The sequence below is a fragment of the Georgenia satyanarayanai genome (genome assembly GCF_900116375.1).
In the GTDB taxonomy this organism is placed as follows: Bacteria; Actinomycetota; Actinomycetes; order Actinomycetales; family Actinomycetaceae; genus Oceanitalea; species Oceanitalea nanhaiensis.
Window position 1 is genome coordinate 324,924 of the sequence record NZ_UETB01000002.1, and the last position, 20,844, is coordinate 345,767.

Consider the following 20,844-nt stretch of genomic DNA (forward strand, 5'->3'; position numbering starts at 1 on the left):
GGGGGACGGCGCGGCTACTCCTCGTGGATGATCGTCCCGCCGAGCATGCGCTCGATGAGGGGTGCCCCGACGAGCCCGGAGTGCTCGGCGTCCGGGTCGTCCATGCTCGGGACGTCGTCGGCGGGCGCGATCCGCGCGGCGGGCGCGGGGTCGGGGGCGCTGGGCGAGGACGGCGCACCACGCGGCGCCTCGGCCGGCCGCCCGTCGGGGCTCGCCCCGTCACGACGCGGAGCGGACGGCGACGGCGAGCCGGTGGGGGCTGGGGACGCGGCGGACTGCGGGGCCCGGGTGTCGGGGCCGACAGCTGGGGGCCGGGTGTCCGCGACTGGCTCGCCTCCCCAGGAGGAGGAGGCCGGCGGCTCGGGCGCGGGCTCAGCCCATGCGTCGGCGCCGGGGTCCGGCTCGGGCGCACCCCACGCGGTGGAGGCCACGGGCGCGGGGGCGGAGTAGGGCGCCTCCCCCTGCCTGCCGCCCTCGGCCGCCTGGCTGAGCACCGGCTCGATGCGCAGCTGGACGCCGAGCGTCTCGAGCAGCGCGCGCTGGAGGTGCTCGCTGTGGGAACCACTGCCGAAGGTGTGCGCGAGGCCGGAGGTGGCGAAGGCGAGGTGGAGCACCCCACCGGAGACCTCGCCGACCTGGGCGTTCTGGGACACGAGCGCCCACGTGGTGCGCTTGAAGCGCGCGAGGGTGGAGAGCACCTCGGGCCACCGGCGCCGGATGAGGTCGGCGTCCGCACCGGCCGGAGCGGGCGCAGCGCTCGCGCTCGGCGCGTCACCGCGGGCGGGGGTCGCGGGCGGACCCGACGCGGCGCCACCCCAGCCCGTGCCCGGCCGGGCCTCGGCCTGCTCGTGGCGCTCGTCAGGCTGAGGCGCGGAGGCGGCAGGACTCTCGGGCGCAGGGCTCTGCTCCCGCGCGGGTCCCGACCGCTGCTCGGTGGCCGCCGACCGCTCGCGCGCGGGGTCGGGAGCCGGACGGGCGGACCCCTCCGCCTCACGGGGCTCCTCCTGCTGCGGGCGCTCGGCCCCAGCCTGACGCGCCGGCGCCTCCTGGGCCCCGGTCCTCGGCTCCTGCCGGGAGTCGCCCTCGTGGGAGCCGTCGGTGGGCTCCGGACGGGCCGGCGCCTGCGCGGGCCGGGGCGCGGGCTCCGCGGCGCTCTCGGTGGAAGCCGAGCTCGGCGCTCCCTGGTCGGACTCCGCCGCCGGGGTGGGCGCCGGTCGCGCGGCGGCGGGCGCCGGAGCGGCACGCCCAGGAGAGGACGCGGCCTCGGCAGGCGCCCCCGGAGCAGGTGCGGGCTGCGCGGGCTCGGCCTGCACGGGCGCCGCCGGAGCAGGCGCGGCCTGCACGGGCGGGGCCGGAGCGGGTGCCGGCTGAGCGGCCGGGGCTCCCCCACCACCGGAGAGGTGGCGCTCGATGCGGTCGAGGCGGGCGGCGTGACCGCGGGCGGCGTCGTCCGCGCCGGGCAGGAGCAGCCGCGCGCACATGAGCTCGAGCTGCAGGCGAGGGGAGGTCGCGCCGCTCATCTCGGTGAGGGCGTCGTTGACGAGGTCACCGGCGCGGCTGAGCTCGGCCGGACCCAGCTGCTGGGACTGGACCCGCATGCGCTCGAACTGGTCCGTGGGCAGCGTGCGCAGCACGGAGACGGCGTGCTCCCCGGACACGGCGATGACGACGAGGTCGCGGATCCGCTCGAGCAGGTCCTCGGCGAAGCGCCGCGGGTCGTGGCCCGAGTCGATGACCCGGTCCACCACGCGGAAGAGGCTCGCGCCGTCGCGGGCCGCCAGGGCGTCCACGACGTCGTCGAGGAGGGTCGCGTGGGTGTAGCCGAGCAGGGCGACGGCGCGCTCGTAGCTGACCTCGCCGTCCTGGGCGCCGGCGATGAGCTGGTCGAGCACCGACAGGGAGTCACGCACCGAGCCGCCGCCCGCCCGGACGACGAGCGGCAGCACGCCGGTGGCCACCCGTACACCCTCGGCCGTGCACAGCTCCTCGAGGTAGGACTGCAGGCGCTCGGGAGGCACGAGCCGGAAGGGGTAGTGGTGGGTGCGGGAGCGGATGGTCCCGATGACCTTCTCGGGCTCCGTCGTCGCGAAGACGAACTTCACGTGCGCCGGCGGCTCCTCGACCAGCTTGAGCAGGGCGTTGAAGCCCTGGCTGGTGACCATGTGGGCCTCGTCGATGATGAAGATCTTGTAGCGGTCGCGGGCGGGGGCGAAGGCTGCCCGCTCCCGCAGCTCGCGCGCGTCGTCGACACCGCCGTGCGACGCCGCGTCCATCTCGACGACGTCGAGCGAGCCGGCACCGCCGCGCGCGAGCTCGACACAGCTGGGGCAGACACCGCAGGGGGAGTCGGTCGGCCCCTCGGCACAGTTGAGGCAGCGCGCGAAGATGCGGGCCGACGTCGTCTTCCCGCAGCCGCGAGGGCCGGAGAAGAGGTAGGCGTGGGTGATGCGGTCCGAGCGCAGCGCGGCCCGCAGCGGGTCGGTGACGTGCTCCTGCCCGATGACGTCCGCAAAGGTCTCGGGGCGGTAGCGGCGGTACAGGGCGGTGCTCACCCGACGACTCTAGGCGCCCGGGACCCTTCCTCGCGCCCCCCTGTGCAGACATGAGAGGACCCCTCGCGCACCCGCCAGAGCTCACCTGCCCTTGCTGCCTTCCGGCCCTGGGGGAGTTCAGTGAGGTGACGCCGCACGAGGGGTCGCCGCCAAGTCTAACGGACGTCGCGGACCGGTCCACCCGCGGTCGCGGACGAGGGCCCGGATGAGGGATGGCGCACACCTGGGCGCCGGCGGTTCGATCCGGGGGCCGTCCTCGGGTACCCTCGATCCGCCAGGAGGATTCGCCTAGTGGCCTATGGCGCACGCTTGGAAAGCGTGTTGGGTTAACGCCCTCGGGGGTTCGAATCCCCCATCCTCCGCCCTGGAACGGGCCCGCCGGTGAGCCGGCGGGCCCGTTCGCCTCTCCCGGCCGGCTCGCTCGCGCCCTACTATCGACTGGTGATCTTCAAGGCAGTCGGCGACGGCCGTCCCTACCCGGACCACGGTGTGGAGACCACCCGGGACTGGGCCGCGGTGGCACCGCGGCAGGTCCGGCTGGACGAGCTCGTCACCACCAAGCGCGAGCTCGACCTGCACCACCTCCTGGCGGAGGACTCCACCTTCTACGGCGACCTCTTCGCCCACGTGGTCTCCTGGCGCGGCGTCCTCTACCTCGAGGACGGCCTGCACCGGGCCCTGCGCGCGGCCCTCCAGCAGCGCCTCCACGTCCACGCCCGGGTGCTCGAGCTGGACGTCGACGGGACGGTCCTGTCCACCGGCTGACCTTCCCGGACGCGCCGTCCGCGCCGTGACGGGTTCACGCCGCCACGCCCCCACGCACTACCTTGGCCTCTGTGACGACTGACCCAGCCGAGGCCGCGCGCCGTCGTGCCGCCCGTCGCCGCCATCTCCAGCAGCGCCAGACCCTGATCTTCGGGATCCTCATCACCGCGATGCTCGCGGTGGCGCTGGTGGCCGCCGCGATGTGGGGCAACGTGGTCCCCTCCCCCTTCTCGCGCCCCTTCAGCTCCCCCGCGCCCACCGAGGCGGCCCGCTCGAGCGTGCCCTGCCCGCCCGCGGACGCGCTCCCGGCGCCTTACAGCGAGATCACCGCGAACGTCTACAACGCGACGGACGAGACCGGTCTCGCCGCGCGCACCGCCAGCGGCCTGGCCCAGTACGGCGTCGTCATCTCCCAGGAGTCGAACTACGGCGGCGACCTCGAGGGCGTCGCCAACATCGTCAGCGGGCCGCGCGGTCTGCAGGCCGCCTACACCGTCGCCCAGATCGTCCCCGGCTCCACGGTGACGCTGGACGGACGCGAGGACGCCACCATCGACGTCGTCCTCGGCGGGTCCTTCAGCGAGGTGCCGGCACCCGAGGAGACGGCCATCGACCCCGAGCAGCCCCTCCCGCCGCCGCCGGGCTGCACGCCCGTCACCGTCCCGAGCGACCCGGCCGAGGACGAGGAGGCGCCGGAGGAGGGCTGAGCCCCCGCCGCCGTCCGCCGTCGCTGTTCTGATCCGAAGTCCGGGACACACTCACGACACGCCGGGACACGTGTCGGGCAAGCCCCACCCTGCGGCACTTCGTATCAGGACACTGCCAGGGACGGGTCTCGGTCCGTCCGCTCAGTCCCGGAGAGAGGCGTCCGGCACCGAGGCCGGGCTCGCCGGCTCCGCGCTGGTGCCGCGCCACCGGGCCAGGGCCCGCATGACGTGGTAGACCCCGAGAGCCGCGGCGGTCCCGAGCGCGATGCCCTCGAAGCGCAGGTCCCCGGCCACCCACGTGTAGTTCGCGATGCCGACGATGAGGGCGATGGCGGCCGTCGTGAGGTTGACGGGGTCGGAGAAGTCGACCTTGGCCTGCACCCAGATGCGCGCACCGAGCACGCCGATCATCCCGTACAGGACGGTCGCGGCGCCGCCGAGGACACCCGCGGGGACGGTGTTGATGAGCTCGCCGAACTTCGGGGACATGCTGAGGACGAGCGCGACGACGGCGGCCACCCCGTAGGCGGCGGTCGAGTAGACGCGGGTCGCGGCCATGACGCCGATGTTCTCGGCGTAGGTCGTCGTGCCCGAGCCGCCGCCGGCGCCGGCGAGCGTCGTGGCCAGGCCGTCGGCGAGGAGCGCGCGGCCGGTCACGTCATCGAGGTTCTCGCCCGTCATCGCGGCGACGGACTTCACGTGGCCGATGTTCTCGGCGATGAGGACGATGACGACGGGCACGAACAGGCCCATGAGGGACAGGTCGAAGCTCGGCGCGGTGAAGGTCGGCAGCCCGAACCAGGCCGCCTCGTCCACGCGCGTGAAGTCGACCTCCTCGCGCAGGACGGCGACGGCGTAGCCGGCGAGCACGCCGACGAGGATGGCGAGCCGCCCGAGGATCCCGCGGAACAGCACCGTGACGAGGACGACGACGGCGATGGTCACCAGCGCCGTCGCCGGGGCCTGCTGCACGTTGTTCCAGGCGCTCGGCGCGAGGTTGAAGCCGATGAGGGCGACGACGGTGCCCGTGACGATCGGGGGCATGACGACGTCGATCCACCGGGACCCGGCGACGTGGACGAGCAGCCCGACGAGCGCGAGGAGCACGCCGACGACGAGGATGCCGCCCAGCGCGGCCGACATCCCGCCCACCTCGGTCGCCGCGCCGATGGGGGCGATGAACGCGAAGCTCGACCCGAGGTAGCTGGGCACGCGGTTGCGGGTGATGACGAGGAACAGGATGGTGCCGACGGCGGAGAAGAACAGCGTGGTGGACGGCGGGAAGCCCGTGATGAGCGGGACGAGAAAGGTCGCGCCGAACATCGCGACGACGTGCTGGGCGCCGATCCCGATGGTGCGCGGCCAGCTGAGCCGCTCGCGGGGGCCGACCACCTCGCCCGGCCCGACTCGGACCCCGTCGCCGTGAACCGTCCAGATCGCCATGTCCGTGCCCTTCCGCAGGTGTGTACGCCGCCGCGCAGACTAGCGCCACCGCGGCCCCCGCCCCGGTCGTGTCCCAGCGTGCAATCCTTGGCGCGTGGACGACGGTCAGTGGCGCGCACCCGGGCGTGACGACGGCACGCCCCGCGCGGAGCCCTACGCCCCGGCCGGTCCTGCGGGGCCGGGGGGCGATCCCTACGGGGCCACGCGGGCGCCGTCGCCGTCCGTGACGCCGTCGTCGTCCGCGTTCGGCACGAGCGAGCGCCACCGCGACAGGGTGCTGAGCGGAGCCGGGTACGAGAGCCCCGCCTACCGCAACGACCGGGTCGCGGTCGCCGCGATGGTGCTCGGGGTCCTCGGGGTGGTCGTGCCGGGGCTGTGCCTGTTCGCCATCGCCCTGGGGCACCTGGGCCTGCACCGGCTGCGGACCTCCTACGACGGCGGTCGCGGCCTGGCGGTGGCCGCGCTGGCCCTCGGCTACGCGATGACCGCAGTGTGGACAGGGCTGTTCCTCCTGTTCCTGTCCGCGCGGACACTCCTCTGAGCGAGCCGCGTCCCGCAGGTAACCTGCGGACGTGAAGCCGTTCCTGCTCATCTCCACCCGCTCCGAGGACGACGCCGCCGACGCCGAGCACGCGTCGATGCTCGCGCTGGGCGGACTCGCCGAGGGCGAGCTCGAGTGGCTGCGGCTCGAGTCGGAGCCGCTGCCGGACCTCGACCTCGACGCCTACTCCGGCATCATCCTCGGCGGCAGCCCCTTCACCAGCTCGGTCCCCGACGAGCACAAGAGCGACACCCAGCGCCGTGTGGAGGCCGAGCTGAGCGGGCTGCTCGACGTGCTCGTCGAGCGGGACTTCCCGTTCTTCGGTGCCTGCTACGGCATCGGCACACTGGCGCGCCACATCGGCGGCGTCCTGGACGGCACCTACGCCGAGCCGATCAGCGCGCCGGTCATCACGCTGACCGACGAGGGCCGCGCCGACCCGGTCCTCGAGGGTCTGCCGACGTCCTTCCAGGCCTTCGTCGGGCACAAGGAGGCCTGCACGCACCTGCCGGAGAGCGCGGTCATCCTCGCCACCTCCGAGCACTGCCCGGTGCAGATGTTCCGGGTGCGCACCAACCTCTACGGCACCCAGTTCCACCCCGAGCTCACCCTCGAGGCGCTGGTCGAGCGGATGACCGTCTACCGGCACGCCGGCTACTTCGACCCCGACGACTTCGACGCCGTCCACCGCGAGGTCGCGGCCGCCGACGTCTCGGCCGCCGGGAAGGTGCTGACGAACTTCGTCCAGCGCTACGCGCACTGAGGAACGGCAACGGCCCGGGCCCCCGCTGGGGGACCCGGGCCGCGCTGGCGGTAGCGGTGGGATTTGAACCCACGGTGGCTTGCACCACACAGCATTTCGAGTGCTGCACCTTCGGCCGCTCGGACACGCTACCTCGGCGATCGAGTGTACCGGCCCGCCCGTCGATGCGACGAATCCCCGGCAGGTCGGCTCCTGTGGGCCTCGCCTCACGTCGCTTCCCTCAGGACGGGGTCGGACGGTCCGATCGTCTCGGCATGGCGGGGGACCAGTCCGCCGGAGAGGGAGGCCCGACCAGTGCGAGCGACGACGCCCACGGGAGTGGCGCGAACCTTCGGCGAGGACGAGATCATCGTCTCCAAGACCGACCTCAGGGGGCGGATCACCTACGCCAACGACGTCTTCCTCCGGGTCTCGGCGTACGCGGAGGACGAGGTCCTCGGCCAGCCGCACAGCCTCATCCGCCACCCGGAGACGCCCCGCGGCCTGTTCCATCTGCTCTGGGAGAGCATCCAGGGCGGGGACGAGATCTTCGCCTACATCAACAACCTCGCCAAGGACGGCGCCCACTACTGGGTGCTGGCCCACGTCACTCCCACCCGCGACACGCGCGGCACCGTCGTCGGCTACCACTCCAGCCGCCGCTCCCCCGCGCCCGCGGCCGTGGCCCGGGTCGAACACCTCTACGCCCGCATGCGCGCGGCGGAGGCCGGGCACCGGCGGGCCGTGGACGCGGCCGCGGCGTCCCGGGCTGCGCTCGAGGAGCTGCTGGGCGGGCGACCCTACGACGAGCTGGTGTGGGAGCTCGTCGCGGAGGGAGAGGCATGAGCCGCAAGCAGGACACCGCACGGATCGCCGAGCTGGAGGCGGAGCTCGCCGCCAGCCGCGCGGCCCAGGCCGCCGTGATCGCGGTCGTCGAGCGCGCTGCGGCCGGTGACCTCGAGGTCCGGGTGCCGGGCGGCGGTGTCCAGACCGGTGCGCTGCGCGACGGCGTCAACCGGCTCCTCGACGTCACCGACGCCTTCGTCCGGGAGTCGCAGGCGGCCCTCGCCGCCGCGGCGTCCGGTCGCTTCCACCGCCGCTTCCTCCAGCAGGGCATGCCGGGCAGCTTCCGCGAGGGGGCCGCACGGATCGATGCCGGCCGCGCGTCGATGGAGGACGGTGCCCGCCGGCTCGCGGAGCAGGTGGACGCCCGGACGCGCTTCGCCGACTCCGCGCTCGCGGCGTCGGCGCAGGTCACCGCCGACCTCGGTGAGGTCGCGACCTCGACCAGCAGCCTGGCGAGCTCGACGGCGGTTGCCGTCGGTGAGGCGCATGCGGCCCTGGGCACCATGCGCGAGCTCGAGGATGCCTCGGCCGCCACCGCCGAGGCCGTCACCCTCATCACCACCGTGGCCGCGCAGACCCGGATGCTCGCCCTCAACGCCACCATCGAGGCGGCGCGGGCAGGTGACGCGGGCAGGGGCTTCGCCGTCGTCGCCCACGAGGTGCGCTCGCTGGCTGACGAGACGGCAACGTCCGCCGCGCGGATCGGCGCGCAGATGGAGGCCGCCATCGCGTCCGCCCACGAGGCCGGCGAGACGATCGCCCGGATCGCCGAGCTGGTGCGGGAGATGGACACGCAGGTGGGCACCATCACGACGGCCACCGGCGAGCACTCCACGCTCGCGGCGATGGTCCAGTCGTTGCGCGAGCAGATCGGCACCTTCGCCGGCTGAGCGGACCCGTGGGGCCGGGGCTAGCCTCGGCCTGGTGGACTCGCAACGCCCCCTCATCGTCGCCCCACCGGCCGACGCCGCCCGTCCCGAACCGGCGGACGTCCCGGCCGCACTGGCTCCCGTCGTCGAGCTCCTGTCCGGGGCGACGGTCGCGGCGCTGACCGGTGCGGGGCTGTCGACCGACTCCGGCGTGCCCGACTACCGCAGTCCCGGCTCGCCGCCGCGGCGCCCGATGACGCTGCAGGAGTTCCTCGCCACGGACGCCCACCGCCGCCACTACTGGGCGCGCAACCACCTCGGCTGGCGCCACCTGCGGGACGTCTCCCCCAACGCCGGCCACGCCGCCCTGGCGCTCATGGAGTACGAGGGCACCGTCAACGGGATCGTCACCCAGAACATCGACCTGCTCCACGTCAAGGCCGGCTCGCGCAACGTCGTCCACCTCCACGGCCGCTACGACCAGGTGGTGTGCCGCGACTGCGGGCGCACCTTCTCCCGCGAGGCGCACGACCAGGCGCTGTCCGCACTCAACCCGGGCTGGCGGGAGCGGCACGTCGACGACGTCGAGGTGGCCCCGGACGCCGACGCCGCCCTGGAGAGCACCGCCGACTTCCGGGTCGCGCCCTGCCCCCGCTGCGGCGGCACCCTCATGCCCGACGTCGTCTTCTTCGGCGGGACGACGCCGAAGGAGCGGGTGGAGCGCGCCCGGGCGATCGTCGAGGAGGCCGACGCCCTGCTCGTCGCGGGATCCTCGCTCGCGGTGATGTCCGGGCTGCGCTTCGTGCGTCAGGCGGCCAAGTCGGGCAAACCCGTGGTCATCCTCACCCGGGGCGCGACCCGGGGCGACGACCTCGCGACGGCGAAGGTCGAGGTGAGCACGACGGTCGCGCTGCCCTACCTCGCCCGGACGCTGCGCCCCCTGCCCCTCGACAGCTGAGCCGTCGCCCACGGCCTCGTCACTGCCGGTGGCGGGCGGGGGTCAGCGGCGGGCGGCGAAGAACTCGCGGAGCAGGCGGGCCGAGCGCTCCTCCTCGACGCCGCCGACCACCTCGGCGCGATGGTTGAGCCGCGAGTCCCGCACGACGTCGCGCACCGAGCCGCACGCGCCGGCCTTGGGGTCCCAGGCGCCGAGGACGACCCTCGCGACCCGCGAGAGCACCACCGCGCCGGCGCACATCGTGCACGGCTCGAGCGTGACGACCAGCGTGCAGCCCTCGAGCCGCACGTCCCCTGTGGCGGCGGCCGCGGCACGCAGGGCGAGGACCTCGGCGTGAGCGGTGGGGTCACGGTCGACCTCGCAGCGGTTGTGCGCCGTCGCGAGCACGCGCCCGTCACGGTCGAGGACGACGGCGCCGACCGGCACGTCCCCGCCCGCGAGCGCCTGCTCGGCGAGCTCCAGGGCGGTGTTCATCGCCACGGTCCACGGTGCCATGGGTCCCATCTTCCACGTCCTCGCCCAGGCACCGGTACGTTCTACACATGCGCCTGCACGTCGCGGACCACCCGCTCATCGCCCACAAGCTCACCGTCCTGCGGGACGAGCGCACCGAGTCGCCCACCTTCCGGCTGCTCGTCGACGAGCTCGTCACCCTCCTCGCCTACGAGGCGACCCGCGAGGTGCAGACCGAGCAGGTGGAGATCACCACGCCGGTCGCGCGCACCACGGGAACGCACCTCGCGGCGCCGCGGCCGCTCGTCGTGCCGATCCTGCGCGCGGGTCTGGGGATGCTCGACGGCATGACCCGCCTGCTGCCCACGGCCGAGGTCGGCTTCCTCGGCATGCAGCGTGACGAACGGACTCTCGAGGCCATCACCTACGCCAACCGGCTGCCCGAGGACCTCAGCGGCCGCCAGGTGTTCGTCCTGGACCCCATGCTCGCCACCGGCAACACGCTCATCGCGGCGATCGAGTACCTCCTGGCGCGCGGTGCCCGCGACGTCACGGCCATCTGCCTGCTCGTCGCGCCCGAGGGCCTGCGGACCGTGGAGCAGGCGGTCGGCACGCGCGGTGAGGTCAAGATCGTCACCGCCGCCGTCGACGAGCGTCTGGACGAGAACGCCTACATCGTGCCGGGTCTCGGCGACGCCGGGGACCGCCTCTACGGCGTGGTCTGACCCGCTCCATCCTCGACTGTGCGCCCGTCCGGTGCACTGTGCGCCCGGTCTACGGGGCGCACGGTCACCGAGCGGGCGCACAGTGCATTGCGGGTGCAGCAGCGGGCGCAACGGGTGTTACTCGTGTTACTGATGTGACATCTGAGGCGGGCGGGACTACCCTGAGCGCGGACACACGGCTCGACGGCCCGCTGCACCCTCCCTCCGTCGACGCCTCGGCTAGTGATGGGCAGGGGCGCCGTCGGGCGCAGGCGGTGGAGGATCCGTCGTGGCATCTGACGCACAGGCACGGTCCGGCGCACGCCGTTCGCGCCGCACCGCCTCACGCGTGGGCGCCGTCGCCGCCTCCTTCACCCTCACCCTCACGGTGCTGGCGAGCACGGTCACCGCAGCCCCGACGCTGCCGGCCTGGGTCCTCCTCCCGCTCGAGGCCAGTGGCATGCCGGCGCACATGACCGGCGGCACGATCGTGACGACGACGGCGGAGCGCGCGGACATCACGATCTCCCTCGCCGACCACGCCGCCCAGGAGCGCGCCGCCGAGGCCACCCTGGCCGCGGCCGCCGACGTCTCCAAGGCCCGCACGGAGTCACTCGCCTCGCGCGCGCAGCGCCCGGAGAAGGCCGCGCCCGCGGTCGTCATGAACGAGAGCCCGGTGTCGACGCCCGGCGGGGACAGCCCCGTCCTCGTGCCCGACGCCGGTGAGGAGACCCTCCCCGAGCCCGAGCCCACCACCGAGCCGGCACCGGCGCCCGAGGTGACCGAGGAGCCGGCAGCCGAGCCGGTCGAGGAGCCCACGGAGCCGGCTGAGGCCGCAGAGCCCGTCGAGCCGGAGCCGGTCGAGGAGCCGGTGCAGGAGATGCCGGCCGAGTCGCAGCCGGAGCCCGCGCCGGAGGAGTCGGCCGAGGAGCCCGCCTCTCCGGAGGAGGGCAGCACGCCGAGCCCGAGCCCGTCGACCAGCCCGTCGCCGAGCCCGAGCCCCTCGACCAGCCCGACGCCGGCGCCGAGCCCCTCGCCCAGCGCCACGCCGAGCCCCACGCCGTCCGCGACGCCGACTCCGAAGCCCACGCCGACGCCGACCCCCACCCCGCGGCCGACGCCGACGCCCACCCCGACGCCGACACCGCCTGCCGGCGACACCGGGACGGCCCGCACCACGCTGTTCGCGCTGCTCAACGTCTTCCGTCAGGCGAACGGTCTCCCTCCGGTGGCGTACAACACCCACCTGCAGGGTGTCGCCCAGGGGTGGGCGAACCACCTCGCCGACTGGGAGCCCGCCAGCATGGGCAGCGCCCACAACCCCCGCATGACGCAGCAGGTGGGTTGCCGGGGCTACAGCACAGGAACCTGGGGCTCGTGCAGCGAGCTCATCGTGCGCAACACCGGTGGCGCCTCGATGAACTTCAACACCCTGCTCACCTGGCTCCACACCTGGTGGACCCAGTCCGACGGTCACCGCCCCTGGATGCTCAGCGACACGTACACCCACGTGGGCTACGGCTTCGCCTGGAGCGATGACCGCGTTCCGTACGCGGTCACTGTCATCGCGCAGAAGCACTGAGCCTCTAGCGCACCTGGAAGTCCTGCTCCGCCTGCGGTTCCTCGACCCGTACGTCGACGTCCTCGACCCGCGCCGCGGGCGGGCCCTCGTGCAGCCAGCGCAGCACCTGGTCGACGGCGGCCTCCTCACCCTCGAGGACGACCTCGACCCGCCCGTCGGGCAGGTTGCGCACCCAGCCGGCCACGCCGGCGCGCTCGGCCTGGGCGGCGCAGGCCATGCGGAACCCCACGCCCTGGACCCGGCCGGTGACCTTCACGTAGCAGCGCCGCATGTCACTCCTCCTCGGCAAGCACCTCGGCGGTCTGGCCGACGACGCCGGCCATCCACCCGGCGTCGGGCACCGCGGCCACGTCCGTCGCCGCGATCTGGACGACGACGGCGTACCCCTCGCCGTCCGCCGACCCCAGGTACCACGAGCCTGCCATCTCACCGGGCGCGCTGCCGCCCTTGAAGCCGACGTACTCCCAGCCCTCGGGGACCTCGATCCCGGGGCTGAGGGCGAGGATGTCGAGCACCGTCTCGTCGCCACTCTCCTGCAGGGCCGCGTGCGCGCGGCACAGGTCGTGCGCCGTGGCGAACCAGTCAAGATCATCGGTCCACACGACGTCCTGGGCGAGTGCGGGGTCGAACGCCACCTCGCCCCCGGGAAGCCCCGCGAGGATCTCTTCCCGCCCGGCGGTGTCGGCCGTGGCCCACTGCTCACGCAGGTCGGGGTCGGTGAAGCCGAGCTGGAAGAGCTCGCGGGTGGTGACGATCGGGGTGAGCAGCGCGGGGTCGTGGTGCCCCAGCCGCTCGACCGCCGTTAGCACGGCCTCGCGCCCGACGGCGTCGACGAGGAGGTCGGTGGCCGTGTTGTCGCTGACGGAGATCATCAGCTCGGCCGCCTCGCGGACGCTGACCTGGTGACCGGCGGGCTCCTCCTGGAGGACGCCGGAGGGCAGGGACCGCAGGTCGTCGGTGAGCGTGAGGGTGTCCTCCCAGGTGAGCGTGCCGTCGGCAACGGCCTGGCGGACGGCGTCGAGGACGTAGAGCTTGACGATCGAGCCGATCGGCCGCGCGACGTCGGACTCGCGCTCGTGGAGCGGCTCGCAGCTGGCACCGTCGGCGACGAGCAGGGAGGTCTCGGCATCGAGGCCGGCGAGCGCGTCGTCGAGGTCACGCAGGGAGGTGACGTCCGGGACGGCGCGCGTCGCCTCGAAGAAGAGGGTGCCCATCCGGCCGTCGGGCTCGGTGACGACGTGGAGGAGGAAGCGGCCGTCGGCCGCCACGAGCGGCAGCCGTGCGGCGTCCTCGGTGCCGTTGTAGCCCTCGACGACGTAGGGGCCACCCGCCCGCAGCTGGGCGAAGACGGCGGCAACCTGCGGCGCGGGCACCTGGGTGAGGAAGGCGTCCGCGAAGCGTTCCTGCGCCTCCTCGGCGCTCGGGCCCTCGTCCGCGGCGAGCTGCTCGAGCACCCACGCCGCGGCCTGGCCGGCCCGCGTCTCCGGCAGCGTCACGCCGTCGGAGATGCTCACCTCCTCGGTGGGGGGCGCGGGCGGCGCGGACGACGACGGCGGATCCTCCGGCTCCTGCTGCGTCCCACCGCACGCACCGGTGAGCAGCACCAGCGCGAGCGCCACCGACCCGACCTGTCGTCTCCCCCGAGGCATGGGCACGATCCTCCCAGACGACGGCGGCCCGCCTGGGATGATGCGGCCATGTCCGCCCCCCTCTCCCCGCCCACCCCGGACGTCCTCGGCGAGCCCTGGGTGCAGCGCCGCATCAGCCTTCGCCCCTCGCCCGGCTACGACGGACAGCCCGAGGCGGTGCTCGTCCACCGGCGCGAGACCACGAGCCGGCAGGCCGTCCTCTACCTCCACGGCTTCACCGACTACTTCTTCCAGACCGCCCACGCCGAGCGCTGGGTGGCCGCGGGCATCGACTTCTACGCCCTGGACCTGCGGATGAGCGGGCGCGCGCTGGGTGAACGGACCCGGCCGGGGGACGTGCGCGACCTGCGCGACCACGACGAGGAGATCGACGCCGCGCTCGACGCGATCCGCGCCGACGGGCACGAGCAGGTCGTCCTGCTCGGCCACTCCACCGGCGGTCTCGTCGCGGTGAGCTGGGTCGACCGTCACCCGGGGCAGGTGGACGCCGTCGTCCTCAACAGCCCGTGGCTCGAGCACAACGGGCCCTGGGCCGAGCGGGTGCTCCTCACCCGGCTCATCCGGCTGCTCGCCACGTGGCTGCCGAGCGTCGTCGTCAGCCACCTGGACGAGCCGTACGGACGCTGGCTGCGCGAGCAGGGCTGGGACTACGACCTCGCGTGGAAGCCGGTCGAGGGCTTCCCGATGCGCGCGGGGATGGCCGCAAGCGTGCGCCGCGAGCACGCCCGCGTGGCGCGAGGGCTGGCGGTCGACGTGCCGGTGCTGCTGTGCTGCTCCACCCGGTCCGGCTCGCCGTCCTCCCCGACCGAGGAGGAGCTGCGGAGCGCCGACTGCGTCCTCGACGTCCAGCACATGGTCGACCGCGCCCCGCGGCTGGGCCCGGACGTCAGCGTCGTCGAGATCGACGGCGGGGTCCACGACCTCGCGCTGTCCCCGGGACCGGCGCGCGAGACCTACGAACGCACCGCCGTCGAGTGGGCGGCGGCGCGGCTCGCGGCCGCGCAGCAGGGCTCGGCCTAGCCGGCCCTGCGGACCGGCCCCTCGTCGTCGCCGGTGTCGGCGGCGTCGTCGACGGGCAGCTCGCCCTTGACGTCCTCGACGGCACGCTTGACCTCGAGGTCGACGGTGTCGCGCAGCGTGGAGCCGCGCATGAGGACGGCCGCGACCAGCGCGATGACCGCGAGGACACCCATGATGAGGAAGATGAGGTCCATCCCGTCGCCGTAGGCGCTGCGCACGATCGCCTCGACGTCGTCGGGCAGGGCCCCGACGTCGAGGCTGCCACCCCCGCCACCCATGGCGTCCGCCGGGATGCCCGCGGCGGTGAGCCGGGACACGAGCAGGGTGGAGATGTGCGCGGAGAGCACCGCGCCGAGCACCTGCACCCCGATCGCGCCGCCGAGCGAACGGAAGAAGGCGACAGCGGAGCTGGCCGCGCCCATGTCCTTGAGCGCGACCGTGTTCTGGACCGCAAGGACGAGGTTCTGCATCGAGGCCCCCTGGCCGATGCCCATGAGCGCGAGGTAGATGCCCAGCACCCACAGGGGCGTGGACACCCCGATCGTCGCCATGAGCGCGACGCCGACGGCCTGGATCGCGATGCCGCCGACGACGTAGCGCTTCCACGTGCCGCCCGAGCTGACGAGCCGGCCGGCGATGGTGGAGGAGACGAAGACGCCGAGCATCATCGGGACCATGAGCAGACCCGACTCCGTGGGTCCGTAGCCGCGCCCGATCTGGAAGTACTGGCCGAGGAAGACCGGGGCGGCGAACATGACGGTGCCGACGGCGAAGCTCGCGACGATGCTCAGGGCGGTGGTGCGCTCGGTGAGGATCCACATCGGCACGACGGGCTCGGCGGCCCGCAGCTCGACGAGGACGAAGACGACCGTCCCGAGGAGCGCACCACCGACCATGGCGGCGGACTGCCACGAGACCCAGGCGAAGCTCGTGTCGACGAAGGAGAGCCACAGCAGGAGCAGCGTGACCGACAGGACGATGAGGGCCGAGCCCCAGTAGTCGATCGTCGGCGTGCGGCGCGTGCTCGCCGGCACGTGGAGACGCCGGTGGAGGACCCAGATCGCGATGAGCGAGAAGGGGATGGCGCTCCAGTAGCACCAGCGCCACCCCAGCCACGGGGTGTCGACGATGACGCCGCCGATGAGCGGGCCGGACACGGTCGCTACCGCCATGACGGCGCCCATGTAGCCGTTGTACCGCCCGCGTTCCCGGGGGGAGATGATCGTGGCGATCGTCGTCTGGACGAGAGCCATCTGCGCGCCCATGCCCACGCCCTGGATGACGCGGTAGGCGATGAGCGTGTTCGCGCTCTGCGCGGAGCCGGCGAGCAGCGAGCCGACACTGAACAGCCCGATCGCGAGCAGGAGGAGCTTCTTCTTGTCGAAGAGGTCGGCGAGCTTGCCGAAGATCGGGGTGCTTGCCGTCGAGGCGAGGAGGGCCGCGGTGACGATCCACGTGTACTGCAGCTGCGTGCCACCGAGGTCGGCGATGATGACCGGCAGCGCGTTGCCCACGATCGTGCCGGAGAGCATCGCGACGAACAGCGCGAGCAGCAGGCCGGTGAAGACCTTCATGATCTCGCGGTGCTTGGCCTCCTCCTCCTCGGTGCGACGGCGGCCGGGAGCCCAGTCAGGCAGGGCCATCAGCGGGCCACCTCCTGGGTCGCGCCGAGGACGCGGGCGACGGTGCCGAGCACCTCGGAGAGGCCGGCGACGTCACCCTCGTTCCAGTCCGCGAGGGCGGACTCGAGGTGACGACGGCGCAGCCGGCGCACCTGGGCGAGCTTCTCCTCGCCCCTGGGCGTGAGGCGGATGAGCGCGGCACGGGCGTCGGCGGGGTCCTGCCGACGCTCGACGCTGCCGTCCTGCTCGAGCGGGTTGACGTGCCGGCTCACCACGGAGGGGTCGACGAGCAGCTCCTCGGCCAGCTCGGCGATGCGGCACTCACCGAGCCGGGCGAGCACGGCGAGGACGGCTACCTGGGAGGCGGGCAGCCCGGACTCGCGGGAGAGACGGACGGTGAGGTTGCGGTGCCGACGGGTGAGGTCGGCCAGGGCGTCGATGAGGCCCTCGAGCGCATCGTGCTGGTCAGCGGTCACGATGACCCAGGTTAACTCTTACATGCAGCATGCATCTTTCTCGGACGACGTGAGGTCACCCACGCCCCCACCCCTCTTGCGCCGACAGCTGACGTGTGACGCCAGCGTGCGCGGTCGGCGCAGTAACAACTCAGCTGTCGGCGCAAAGAGGGGGACGCGCGCTGTCGGCGCAAAGAGAGGGGGACGCGGGCTGTGGGAAGGGGGGTCGGTCAGTGGTTGCGGAGGGCCTTGATGAGCTCGTCCTTGTTCATGCTCGAGCGGCCGTCGACGCCGATCTCACGGGCGCGGTCCTGGAGCTCGTCGACCGTCCAGTCCTCGTAGGAGCCGGACTGCCCGCCCTTCTCCCCCACCTCGCTGCGCGAGCTGTTGGCCGCGGCGTTGGCGATACGGGCGGACTTCTCCTTCGAGTTGCCCTCGTCGCGGAGGGACTCGTAGAGCTCGGAGTCCTTGACGCTGGGGCCGGGGTCCTGCTTGCCGGGCATGTGCCGTCTCCTTCTCGTCGGGGCTCCCAGCATCCGCCCGTCCCGCCGGCGGTGCATCCGCAGCGTCCACCCACCGGTGGACCCCTCCTCCACCCGTGAGGGGACGGCGCCGGTGCAGGATCAGTCCGCTGCCCGACGCGACGGGAGTGGCACCGGCCCGAGGCTGGACCCATGACCGCCCACACCTTCACCCCGCCGCCGCCCGCCCCCGTCGCGGCGCCGGTCCTCAGCGCCCGGGGGCTCACCAAGACCTACGGGATGACGACGGCGCTCGCCGGCGTCGACGTCGACCTCCGGGCCGGGGAGTCGGTCGCCATCATGGGCGCCTCCGGCTCCGGCAAGACGACCCTGCTCCACTGCCTCGCCGGGATCGTACGGCCGAGCAGCGGCCGCGTCCTGCTCTCCACGAGCCACGGCCCCGTGGTCGTCAGCTCCCTGTCGGACGCCGAACGTTCCCGGCTGCGCCGCCAGCGTCTCGGCTTCGTCTTCCAGGAGGGCCTGCTCATCCCCGAGCTCACCGCGGTGGAGAACGTCGCCCTGGCCCTCATGCTCCAGGGCGTGGCCCGGCCCGCAGCCGAGCACCACGCCGCCCTGTGGCTGCGGCACCTCGGCCTGGCCGGGATGGAGGAGCGCCGCATCGGTCAGCTGTCCGGCGGGCAGGCCCAGCGCGTGGCGATCGCCCGCGCGCAGGTGACCGGCGCGGAGGTCGTCTTCGCCGACGAGCCCACCGGCGCCCTCGACAGCGACACCTCCCGTGAGGTCATGCAGGCACTGCTCCACGCCACCATCGCCGGAGGGCGCACGCTCGTCGTCGTCACGCACGACGAGACGGTCGCCGCGCAGTGCTCACGGGTGCTGCGGCTGCGGGACGGCCTCGTCGTCGGGGACTCGCGCTCATGAGCACGACGACGGCCTCGAGCCCCACGGCCACACAACCCCCTGCCCCGCCGCCCGCCGGCGGCAGCACCGGTGTGGTGCTCCCGATCAGCGTGCTCCTCGCCCGCCGGGGCAGCGCCCGCTCCGCCGTCCTCGTCCTGCCCGTCGTCGCCTTCGCCGCGACGACGACGCTGCTCCTGGTCGTCCTCGCCGGCGCCCTGTCCTTCCTGCGCTGGGACGACGACTACGCGCTGACCTACCAGCTCCTCGCGGCCCTGGCCGTCGTGCTCCTCGTCGTGCCGCTCGCCTCGCTCGGTGGTGCCGCCGCGCGGCTCTCGGCCCGGCGACGGGACGACCGCCTCGCGACGCTGCGGCTGCTCGGGGCGACGACGGCGACGGTCGCCCGCATGACCGTGCTGGAGGCAGCGGCGGTCGCGCTCACCGGCGCCGTCGTGGGCGTCGTCGGGTACCTCCTCCTCGCTCCCTTCGTCCAGCTCATCCACTTCCGTGGCGAGCCGATCGGCAGCGCCTTCTGGCTGGCGCCGTGGATCGTCGCCCTCGCCGTCGCAGCCGTCGTCCTGCTCGCCGCCGTGAGCGCCGTCGTCGGCCTGCGGCAGGTGAGCATCTCCCCGCTCGGGGTCCGGCGTCGGACCGACGCCCCCAAGGTCGGCTGGGTGCGCGCCGCCGTCGGTGTCGTCGTCATCGGCGTCGCCGCCGTCGCCATGCAGGGCAGCTACGCGGACCTCGCCGTCCTCGTGGCGGTCGTCCTCGGCGGTTTCGGCGCGGTGCTGGCCGTGCTCAACGTGCTCGGCCCGTGGGTCGTCGCGGTGCTCGCCCGCCGCCAGCTGCGGCGGGCGCAGAACCCCGCGCAGCTGCTCGCCGCCCGCAGCATGGCGCAGTCCCCCAAGGCGGTGTGGCGCCAGGTCAGCGGGGTGGTCATGGCGTGCTTCATCGCGGTCGTGGCCGGCAGTGGTGTCGCGACGATGGCGATGACCGGCGACATGGGCAGCCGCGACGACCAGCTCCTCGTCGTGGACGTCCAGACGGGCATCCTCGTCACCCTCCTGGCGAGCTTCCTCATGGTCGCGGCCTCCGCCGGTGTCACCCAGGCCGCCGAGGTCCTCGACCGCGCCGAGCTCTACCGCAGCCTCGACCGGCTCGGCATGCCGGAGGCGACGATGGTCGCGGCCCAGCGCCGCACCGTCATGAAGCCGCTCGTCGTCATCACGACGATCTCGGTGGCCGCGTCCGGCACGCTCGTCCTCCCGCTCGTGGGGATCGCCGTCGTCACGGCGCCGGTCTCCGTCCTCGTCATCGTCGCGAGCATCGTCGGCGGGGTGCTCCTCGTCCGCCTCGGGGTCACGACGTCCCGGACGGTGCTGCGCAGCGTCCTGGCCGAGGGGAGGCCGTGATGGTCCCCGTGGCGATCGAGCCGGACGAGCACCAGTCGCGGCGGGCGCTCGTGCTGCTGGCGCTCTTCGTCCTCGGTTGCGCGGTGGTCGCCGCCGGCGCCGCCCTGGGCCTGGGGACGGTGTGGCAGGACGTCCACGAGTGGGTGTTCGCCCGGGTGGCGGGCGACCGGGCCGTTTAGGCCGCTGGTCAGACGCCCTCGGCCAGGGGGAGACCGGTGGGCAGGCCGTCGATGCTCAGGCGGTTCTTCTGCTGCTGGTAGTCCCGGATCGCGTCGGGGCCGCGGCTGTCGGCCCAGGCGGGCATGAGCGTGCGCTGCTCGACGTAGTCGTAGAGCGGCACCCCGAAGCCGCACGAGGTCTGGACGAGGTCCACCTCGAGCTCGAAGACGTTGCGGGCGCCGCTCATCGGCGGGAACAGGGCGAGGGACTCCTCCCACTCCGGGTCCCCCGCGTGGATGGCACGGGCGGTGCCGTAGAGCCGCATGATGAGCGGTTTGCCCTCGAAGGCGCAGAACATCAGGGTCATCCGTGGCGAGTCGAGGAGGTGGGCCGCCGTCTCGTTCCCGCTGCCCGTGCCGTTGAGCCACGCCACTCGGTTGGGGTCGAGGACCCGCAGGGAGTCCAGGCCCTTGGGCGAGACGTTGACCCGCCCGTCGCGCGCCGCCGTCCCGACGAAGTACATGTGCTGGCGCTCGATGAAGGAGCGGTGCTTGTCGGTGATGCTCGGGTACTGCCGCATGCCAGCAGTGTGCCAGCCCACACGGCCGGTTCTGCCCAGGACACCGACAGCCGGACTCCTCCTGCGAGGAGTCCGGCTGTCGGTGTCTCTCGAGCTGCGGTCAGGCGACCTTGGCGGCGCTCGTCACCTCCTTGGCGCCGGTGGCCGTGGCCGTGGCGGGTGCCTGACCGACCGGGCGGCGGACACCGAGGGTGTCGGTGCCGTCACCGTTCCAGTCACCGACGTGCACCTCGTCGCCCAGGCGGCCGAAGGTCAGCACCGTGTCCGCGTCCCCGCCACGCAGGGAGTTGTTCACGTAGTACGTGCGACCCCGCTGGACGGCCAGGGTGTCGGTGCCGTTGCCGTCCCAGTCACCGGTCAGGGTGACGTCACCGGCCCGGCCGTAGGTGAACACCGTGTCCGCGTC

The 20,844-nt window shown here is 73.6% G+C and carries 22 protein-coding genes, 2 tRNA genes, 1 other RNA gene and 1 pseudogene; 14 read left to right on the forward strand and 12 right to left on the reverse strand.

What is annotated here, in order from left to right; all coding sequences use genetic code 11:
* Positions 1 to 14: 14 nt before the first annotated feature.
* Positions 15 to 2,552 (reverse strand): DNA polymerase III subunit gamma and tau, encoded by a 2,538-nt coding sequence (locus DSZ44_RS05715; protein WP_110851629.1) that lies wholly within the window; start codon positions 2,550 to 2,552, stop codon positions 15 to 17.
* Between the two features lie 51 nt (positions 2,553 to 2,603).
* Positions 2,604 to 2,700, reverse strand: an RNA gene (gene ffs, locus DSZ44_RS05720) — signal recognition particle sRNA small type.
* Between the two features lie 129 nt (positions 2,701 to 2,829).
* On the opposite strand from ffs, the gene DSZ44_RS05725 reads away from it, so the two are divergent.
* From DSZ44_RS05725 to DSZ44_RS05735, 3 genes are all read left to right on the forward strand, one after another.
* Positions 2,830 to 2,914, forward strand: a tRNA-Ser gene (locus DSZ44_RS05725).
* 79 nt (positions 2,915 to 2,993) lie between these two features.
* Complete coding sequence (locus DSZ44_RS05730) at positions 2,994 to 3,317, forward strand: type II toxin-antitoxin system VapB family antitoxin (protein ID WP_110851630.1); 324 nt, start codon at positions 2,994 to 2,996, stop codon at positions 3,315 to 3,317.
* 71 nt (positions 3,318 to 3,388) lie between these two features.
* The gene (locus DSZ44_RS05735) at positions 3,389 to 4,024 is read left to right on the forward strand and encodes a LytR C-terminal domain-containing protein (RefSeq protein ID WP_110851631.1); all 636 of its coding nucleotides are present in this window, start codon (positions 3,389 to 3,391) and stop codon (positions 4,022 to 4,024) included.
* Between the two features lie 141 nt (positions 4,025 to 4,165).
* Here the strand turns inward: DSZ44_RS05735 and DSZ44_RS05740 are convergent, their stop codons facing one another.
* Positions 4,166 to 5,467: a uracil-xanthine permease family protein gene (locus tag DSZ44_RS05740; protein ID WP_110851632.1), complete on the reverse strand. Its 1,302-nt coding sequence runs from the start codon at positions 5,465 to 5,467 to the stop codon at positions 4,166 to 4,168.
* A 94-nt stretch (positions 5,468 to 5,561) separates the two neighbouring features.
* Here DSZ44_RS05740 and DSZ44_RS05745 point away from each other — a divergent pair, with 94 nt between their 5' ends.
* Complete coding sequence (locus tag DSZ44_RS05745; protein ID WP_110851633.1) at positions 5,562 to 6,008, forward strand: DUF4190 domain-containing protein; 447 nt, start codon at positions 5,562 to 5,564, stop codon at positions 6,006 to 6,008.
* 31 nt (positions 6,009 to 6,039) lie between these two features.
* Positions 6,040 to 6,771, forward strand: coding sequence for a glutamine amidotransferase (locus DSZ44_RS05750; RefSeq protein ID WP_110851634.1), 732 nt, complete (start codon positions 6,040 to 6,042; stop codon positions 6,769 to 6,771).
* 45 nt (positions 6,772 to 6,816) lie between these two features.
* On the opposite strand, the gene DSZ44_RS05755 is transcribed toward DSZ44_RS05750, so the two are convergent.
* Positions 6,817 to 6,904, reverse strand: a tRNA-Ser gene (locus DSZ44_RS05755).
* A gap of 161 nt (positions 6,905 to 7,065) precedes the next feature.
* Here DSZ44_RS05755 and DSZ44_RS05760 point away from each other — a divergent pair.
* Genes DSZ44_RS05760 through DSZ44_RS05770 form a run of 3 tightly spaced genes read left to right on the forward strand, consistent with a single transcriptional unit; the run spans position 7,066 to position 9,423 of the window.
* Positions 7,066 to 7,596, forward strand: a complete 531-nt coding sequence (locus tag DSZ44_RS05760) for a PAS domain-containing protein (RefSeq protein ID WP_110851635.1) — start codon at positions 7,066 to 7,068, stop codon at positions 7,594 to 7,596.
* Complete coding sequence (locus DSZ44_RS05765) at positions 7,593 to 8,486, forward strand: methyl-accepting chemotaxis protein (protein ID WP_110851636.1); 894 nt, start codon at positions 7,593 to 7,595, stop codon at positions 8,484 to 8,486. The genes DSZ44_RS05760 and DSZ44_RS05765 overlap by 4 nt, the downstream gene beginning before the upstream one ends.
* Before the next feature lie 34 nt (positions 8,487 to 8,520).
* On the forward strand, positions 8,521 to 9,423 hold the full coding sequence (locus DSZ44_RS05770) for a Sir2 family NAD-dependent protein deacetylase (protein WP_373681228.1): 903 nt from the start codon (positions 8,521 to 8,523) through the stop codon (positions 9,421 to 9,423).
* A gap of 42 nt (positions 9,424 to 9,465) precedes the next feature.
* On the opposite strand, the gene DSZ44_RS05775 is transcribed toward DSZ44_RS05770, so the two are convergent.
* On the reverse strand, positions 9,466 to 9,927 hold the full coding sequence (locus tag DSZ44_RS05775) for a nucleoside deaminase (RefSeq protein WP_373681229.1): 462 nt from the start codon (positions 9,925 to 9,927) through the stop codon (positions 9,466 to 9,468).
* 38 nt (positions 9,928 to 9,965) lie between these two features.
* On the opposite strand from DSZ44_RS05775, the gene upp reads away from it, so the two are divergent.
* Together upp and DSZ44_RS05785 are read left to right on the forward strand one after the other, a co-directional pair.
* Positions 9,966 to 10,601 (forward strand): uracil phosphoribosyltransferase, encoded by a 636-nt coding sequence (upp, locus tag DSZ44_RS05780; RefSeq protein WP_110851637.1) that lies wholly within the window; start codon positions 9,966 to 9,968, stop codon positions 10,599 to 10,601.
* A gap of 268 nt (positions 10,602 to 10,869) precedes the next feature.
* Positions 10,870 to 12,162: a CAP domain-containing protein gene (locus tag DSZ44_RS05785; RefSeq protein WP_146237484.1), complete on the forward strand. Its 1,293-nt coding sequence runs from the start codon at positions 10,870 to 10,872 to the stop codon at positions 12,160 to 12,162.
* Between the two features lie 4 nt (positions 12,163 to 12,166).
* On the opposite strand, the gene DSZ44_RS05790 is transcribed toward DSZ44_RS05785, so the two are convergent.
* Together DSZ44_RS05790 and DSZ44_RS05795 are read right to left on the reverse strand one after the other, a co-directional pair.
* On the reverse strand, positions 12,167 to 12,433 hold the full coding sequence (locus DSZ44_RS05790; RefSeq protein WP_110851639.1) for an acylphosphatase: 267 nt from the start codon (positions 12,431 to 12,433) through the stop codon (positions 12,167 to 12,169).
* Position 12,434: 1 nt separating this feature from the next.
* Complete coding sequence (locus tag DSZ44_RS05795) at positions 12,435 to 13,811, reverse strand: serine hydrolase (protein ID WP_146237485.1); 1,377 nt, start codon at positions 13,809 to 13,811, stop codon at positions 12,435 to 12,437.
* A gap of 48 nt (positions 13,812 to 13,859) precedes the next feature.
* Between DSZ44_RS05795 and DSZ44_RS05800 the strand changes: the two genes are divergently transcribed.
* The gene (locus DSZ44_RS05800) at positions 13,860 to 14,831 is read left to right on the forward strand and encodes an alpha/beta hydrolase (RefSeq protein WP_110851641.1); all 972 of its coding nucleotides are present in this window, start codon (positions 13,860 to 13,862) and stop codon (positions 14,829 to 14,831) included.
* Here the strand turns inward: DSZ44_RS05800 and DSZ44_RS05805 are convergent.
* From DSZ44_RS05805 to DSZ44_RS05815, 3 genes are all read right to left on the reverse strand, one after another.
* Positions 14,828 to 16,474, reverse strand: coding sequence for an MDR family MFS transporter (locus DSZ44_RS05805; protein ID WP_110851642.1), 1,647 nt, complete (start codon positions 16,472 to 16,474; stop codon positions 14,828 to 14,830). The genes DSZ44_RS05800 and DSZ44_RS05805 overlap by 4 nt on opposite strands.
* Entirely contained in the window at positions 16,474 to 16,929 is a 456-nt protein-coding gene (locus DSZ44_RS05810) for a MarR family winged helix-turn-helix transcriptional regulator (protein WP_181424543.1), read from the reverse strand. Before DSZ44_RS05810 ends, DSZ44_RS05805 begins: the two co-directional genes overlap by 1 nt.
* A 209-nt stretch (positions 16,930 to 17,138) precedes the next feature.
* Positions 17,139 to 17,411, reverse strand: a complete 273-nt coding sequence (locus DSZ44_RS05815; RefSeq protein WP_110851644.1) for an SAP domain-containing protein — start codon at positions 17,409 to 17,411, stop codon at positions 17,139 to 17,141.
* Positions 17,412 to 17,582: 171 nt separating this feature from the next.
* Here DSZ44_RS05815 and DSZ44_RS05820 point away from each other — a divergent pair, with 171 nt between their 5' ends.
* Genes DSZ44_RS05820 through DSZ44_RS05830 form a run of 3 tightly spaced genes read left to right on the forward strand, consistent with a single transcriptional unit; the run spans position 17,583 to position 19,878 of the window.
* Entirely contained in the window at positions 17,583 to 18,311 is a 729-nt protein-coding gene (locus DSZ44_RS05820; protein ID WP_110851645.1) for an ABC transporter ATP-binding protein, read from the forward strand.
* The gene (locus DSZ44_RS05825; RefSeq protein WP_110851646.1) at positions 18,308 to 19,699 is read left to right on the forward strand and encodes an FtsX-like permease family protein; all 1,392 of its coding nucleotides are present in this window, start codon (positions 18,308 to 18,310) and stop codon (positions 19,697 to 19,699) included. Before DSZ44_RS05820 ends, DSZ44_RS05825 begins: the two co-directional genes overlap by 4 nt.
* Positions 19,696 to 19,878 carry a hypothetical protein gene (locus tag DSZ44_RS05830; RefSeq protein WP_181424544.1) on the forward strand — a complete coding sequence of 61 codons (183 nt, stop codon included), beginning with the start codon at positions 19,696 to 19,698 and terminating at the stop codon, positions 19,876 to 19,878. The genes DSZ44_RS05825 and DSZ44_RS05830 overlap by 4 nt, the downstream gene beginning before the upstream one ends.
* A gap of 8 nt (positions 19,879 to 19,886) precedes the next feature.
* Here DSZ44_RS05830 and DSZ44_RS05835 read toward each other — a convergent pair whose 3' ends face one another.
* Positions 19,887 to 20,438: a pyridoxamine 5'-phosphate oxidase family protein gene (locus DSZ44_RS05835; RefSeq protein ID WP_110851648.1), complete on the reverse strand. Its 552-nt coding sequence runs from the start codon at positions 20,436 to 20,438 to the stop codon at positions 19,887 to 19,889.
* A gap of 100 nt (positions 20,439 to 20,538) precedes the next feature.
* Positions 20,539 to 20,844: pseudogene (locus DSZ44_RS18215) on the reverse strand (ExeM/NucH family extracellular endonuclease); the annotation flags it as partial.

Bases quoted from the DNA above. Each gene is read 5' to 3' on its own strand.
- DSZ44_RS05740 (WP_110851632.1), bottom strand. From the start codon at position 5,467: ATGGCGATCTGGACGGTTCACGGCGACGGGGTCCGAGTCGGGCCGGGC.
- DSZ44_RS05765 (WP_110851636.1), top strand. From the start codon at position 7,593: ATGAGCCGCAAGCAGGACACCGCACGGATCGCCGAGCTGGAGGCGGAG.
- DSZ44_RS05775 (WP_373681229.1), bottom strand. From the start codon at position 9,927: ATGGGACCCATGGCACCGTGGACCGTGGCGATGAACACCGCCCTGGAG.
- upp (WP_110851637.1), top strand. From the start codon at position 9,966: ATGCGCCTGCACGTCGCGGACCACCCGCTCATCGCCCACAAGCTCACC.
- DSZ44_RS05790 (WP_110851639.1), bottom strand. From the start codon at position 12,433: ATGCGGCGCTGCTACGTGAAGGTCACCGGCCGGGTCCAGGGCGTGGGG.
- DSZ44_RS05795 (WP_146237485.1), bottom strand. From the start codon at position 13,811: ATGCCTCGGGGGAGACGACAGGTCGGGTCGGTGGCGCTCGCGCTGGTG.
- DSZ44_RS05800 (WP_110851641.1), top strand. From the start codon at position 13,860: ATGTCCGCCCCCCTCTCCCCGCCCACCCCGGACGTCCTCGGCGAGCCC.
- DSZ44_RS05805 (WP_110851642.1), bottom strand. From the start codon at position 16,474: ATGGCCCTGCCTGACTGGGCTCCCGGCCGCCGTCGCACCGAGGAGGAG.
- DSZ44_RS05815 (WP_110851644.1), bottom strand. From the start codon at position 17,411: ATGCCCGGCAAGCAGGACCCCGGCCCCAGCGTCAAGGACTCCGAGCTC.
- DSZ44_RS05820 (WP_110851645.1), top strand. From the start codon at position 17,583: ATGACCGCCCACACCTTCACCCCGCCGCCGCCCGCCCCCGTCGCGGCG.
- DSZ44_RS05825 (WP_110851646.1), top strand. From the start codon at position 18,308: ATGAGCACGACGACGGCCTCGAGCCCCACGGCCACACAACCCCCTGCC.
- DSZ44_RS05835 (WP_110851648.1), bottom strand. From the start codon at position 20,438: ATGCGGCAGTACCCGAGCATCACCGACAAGCACCGCTCCTTCATCGAG.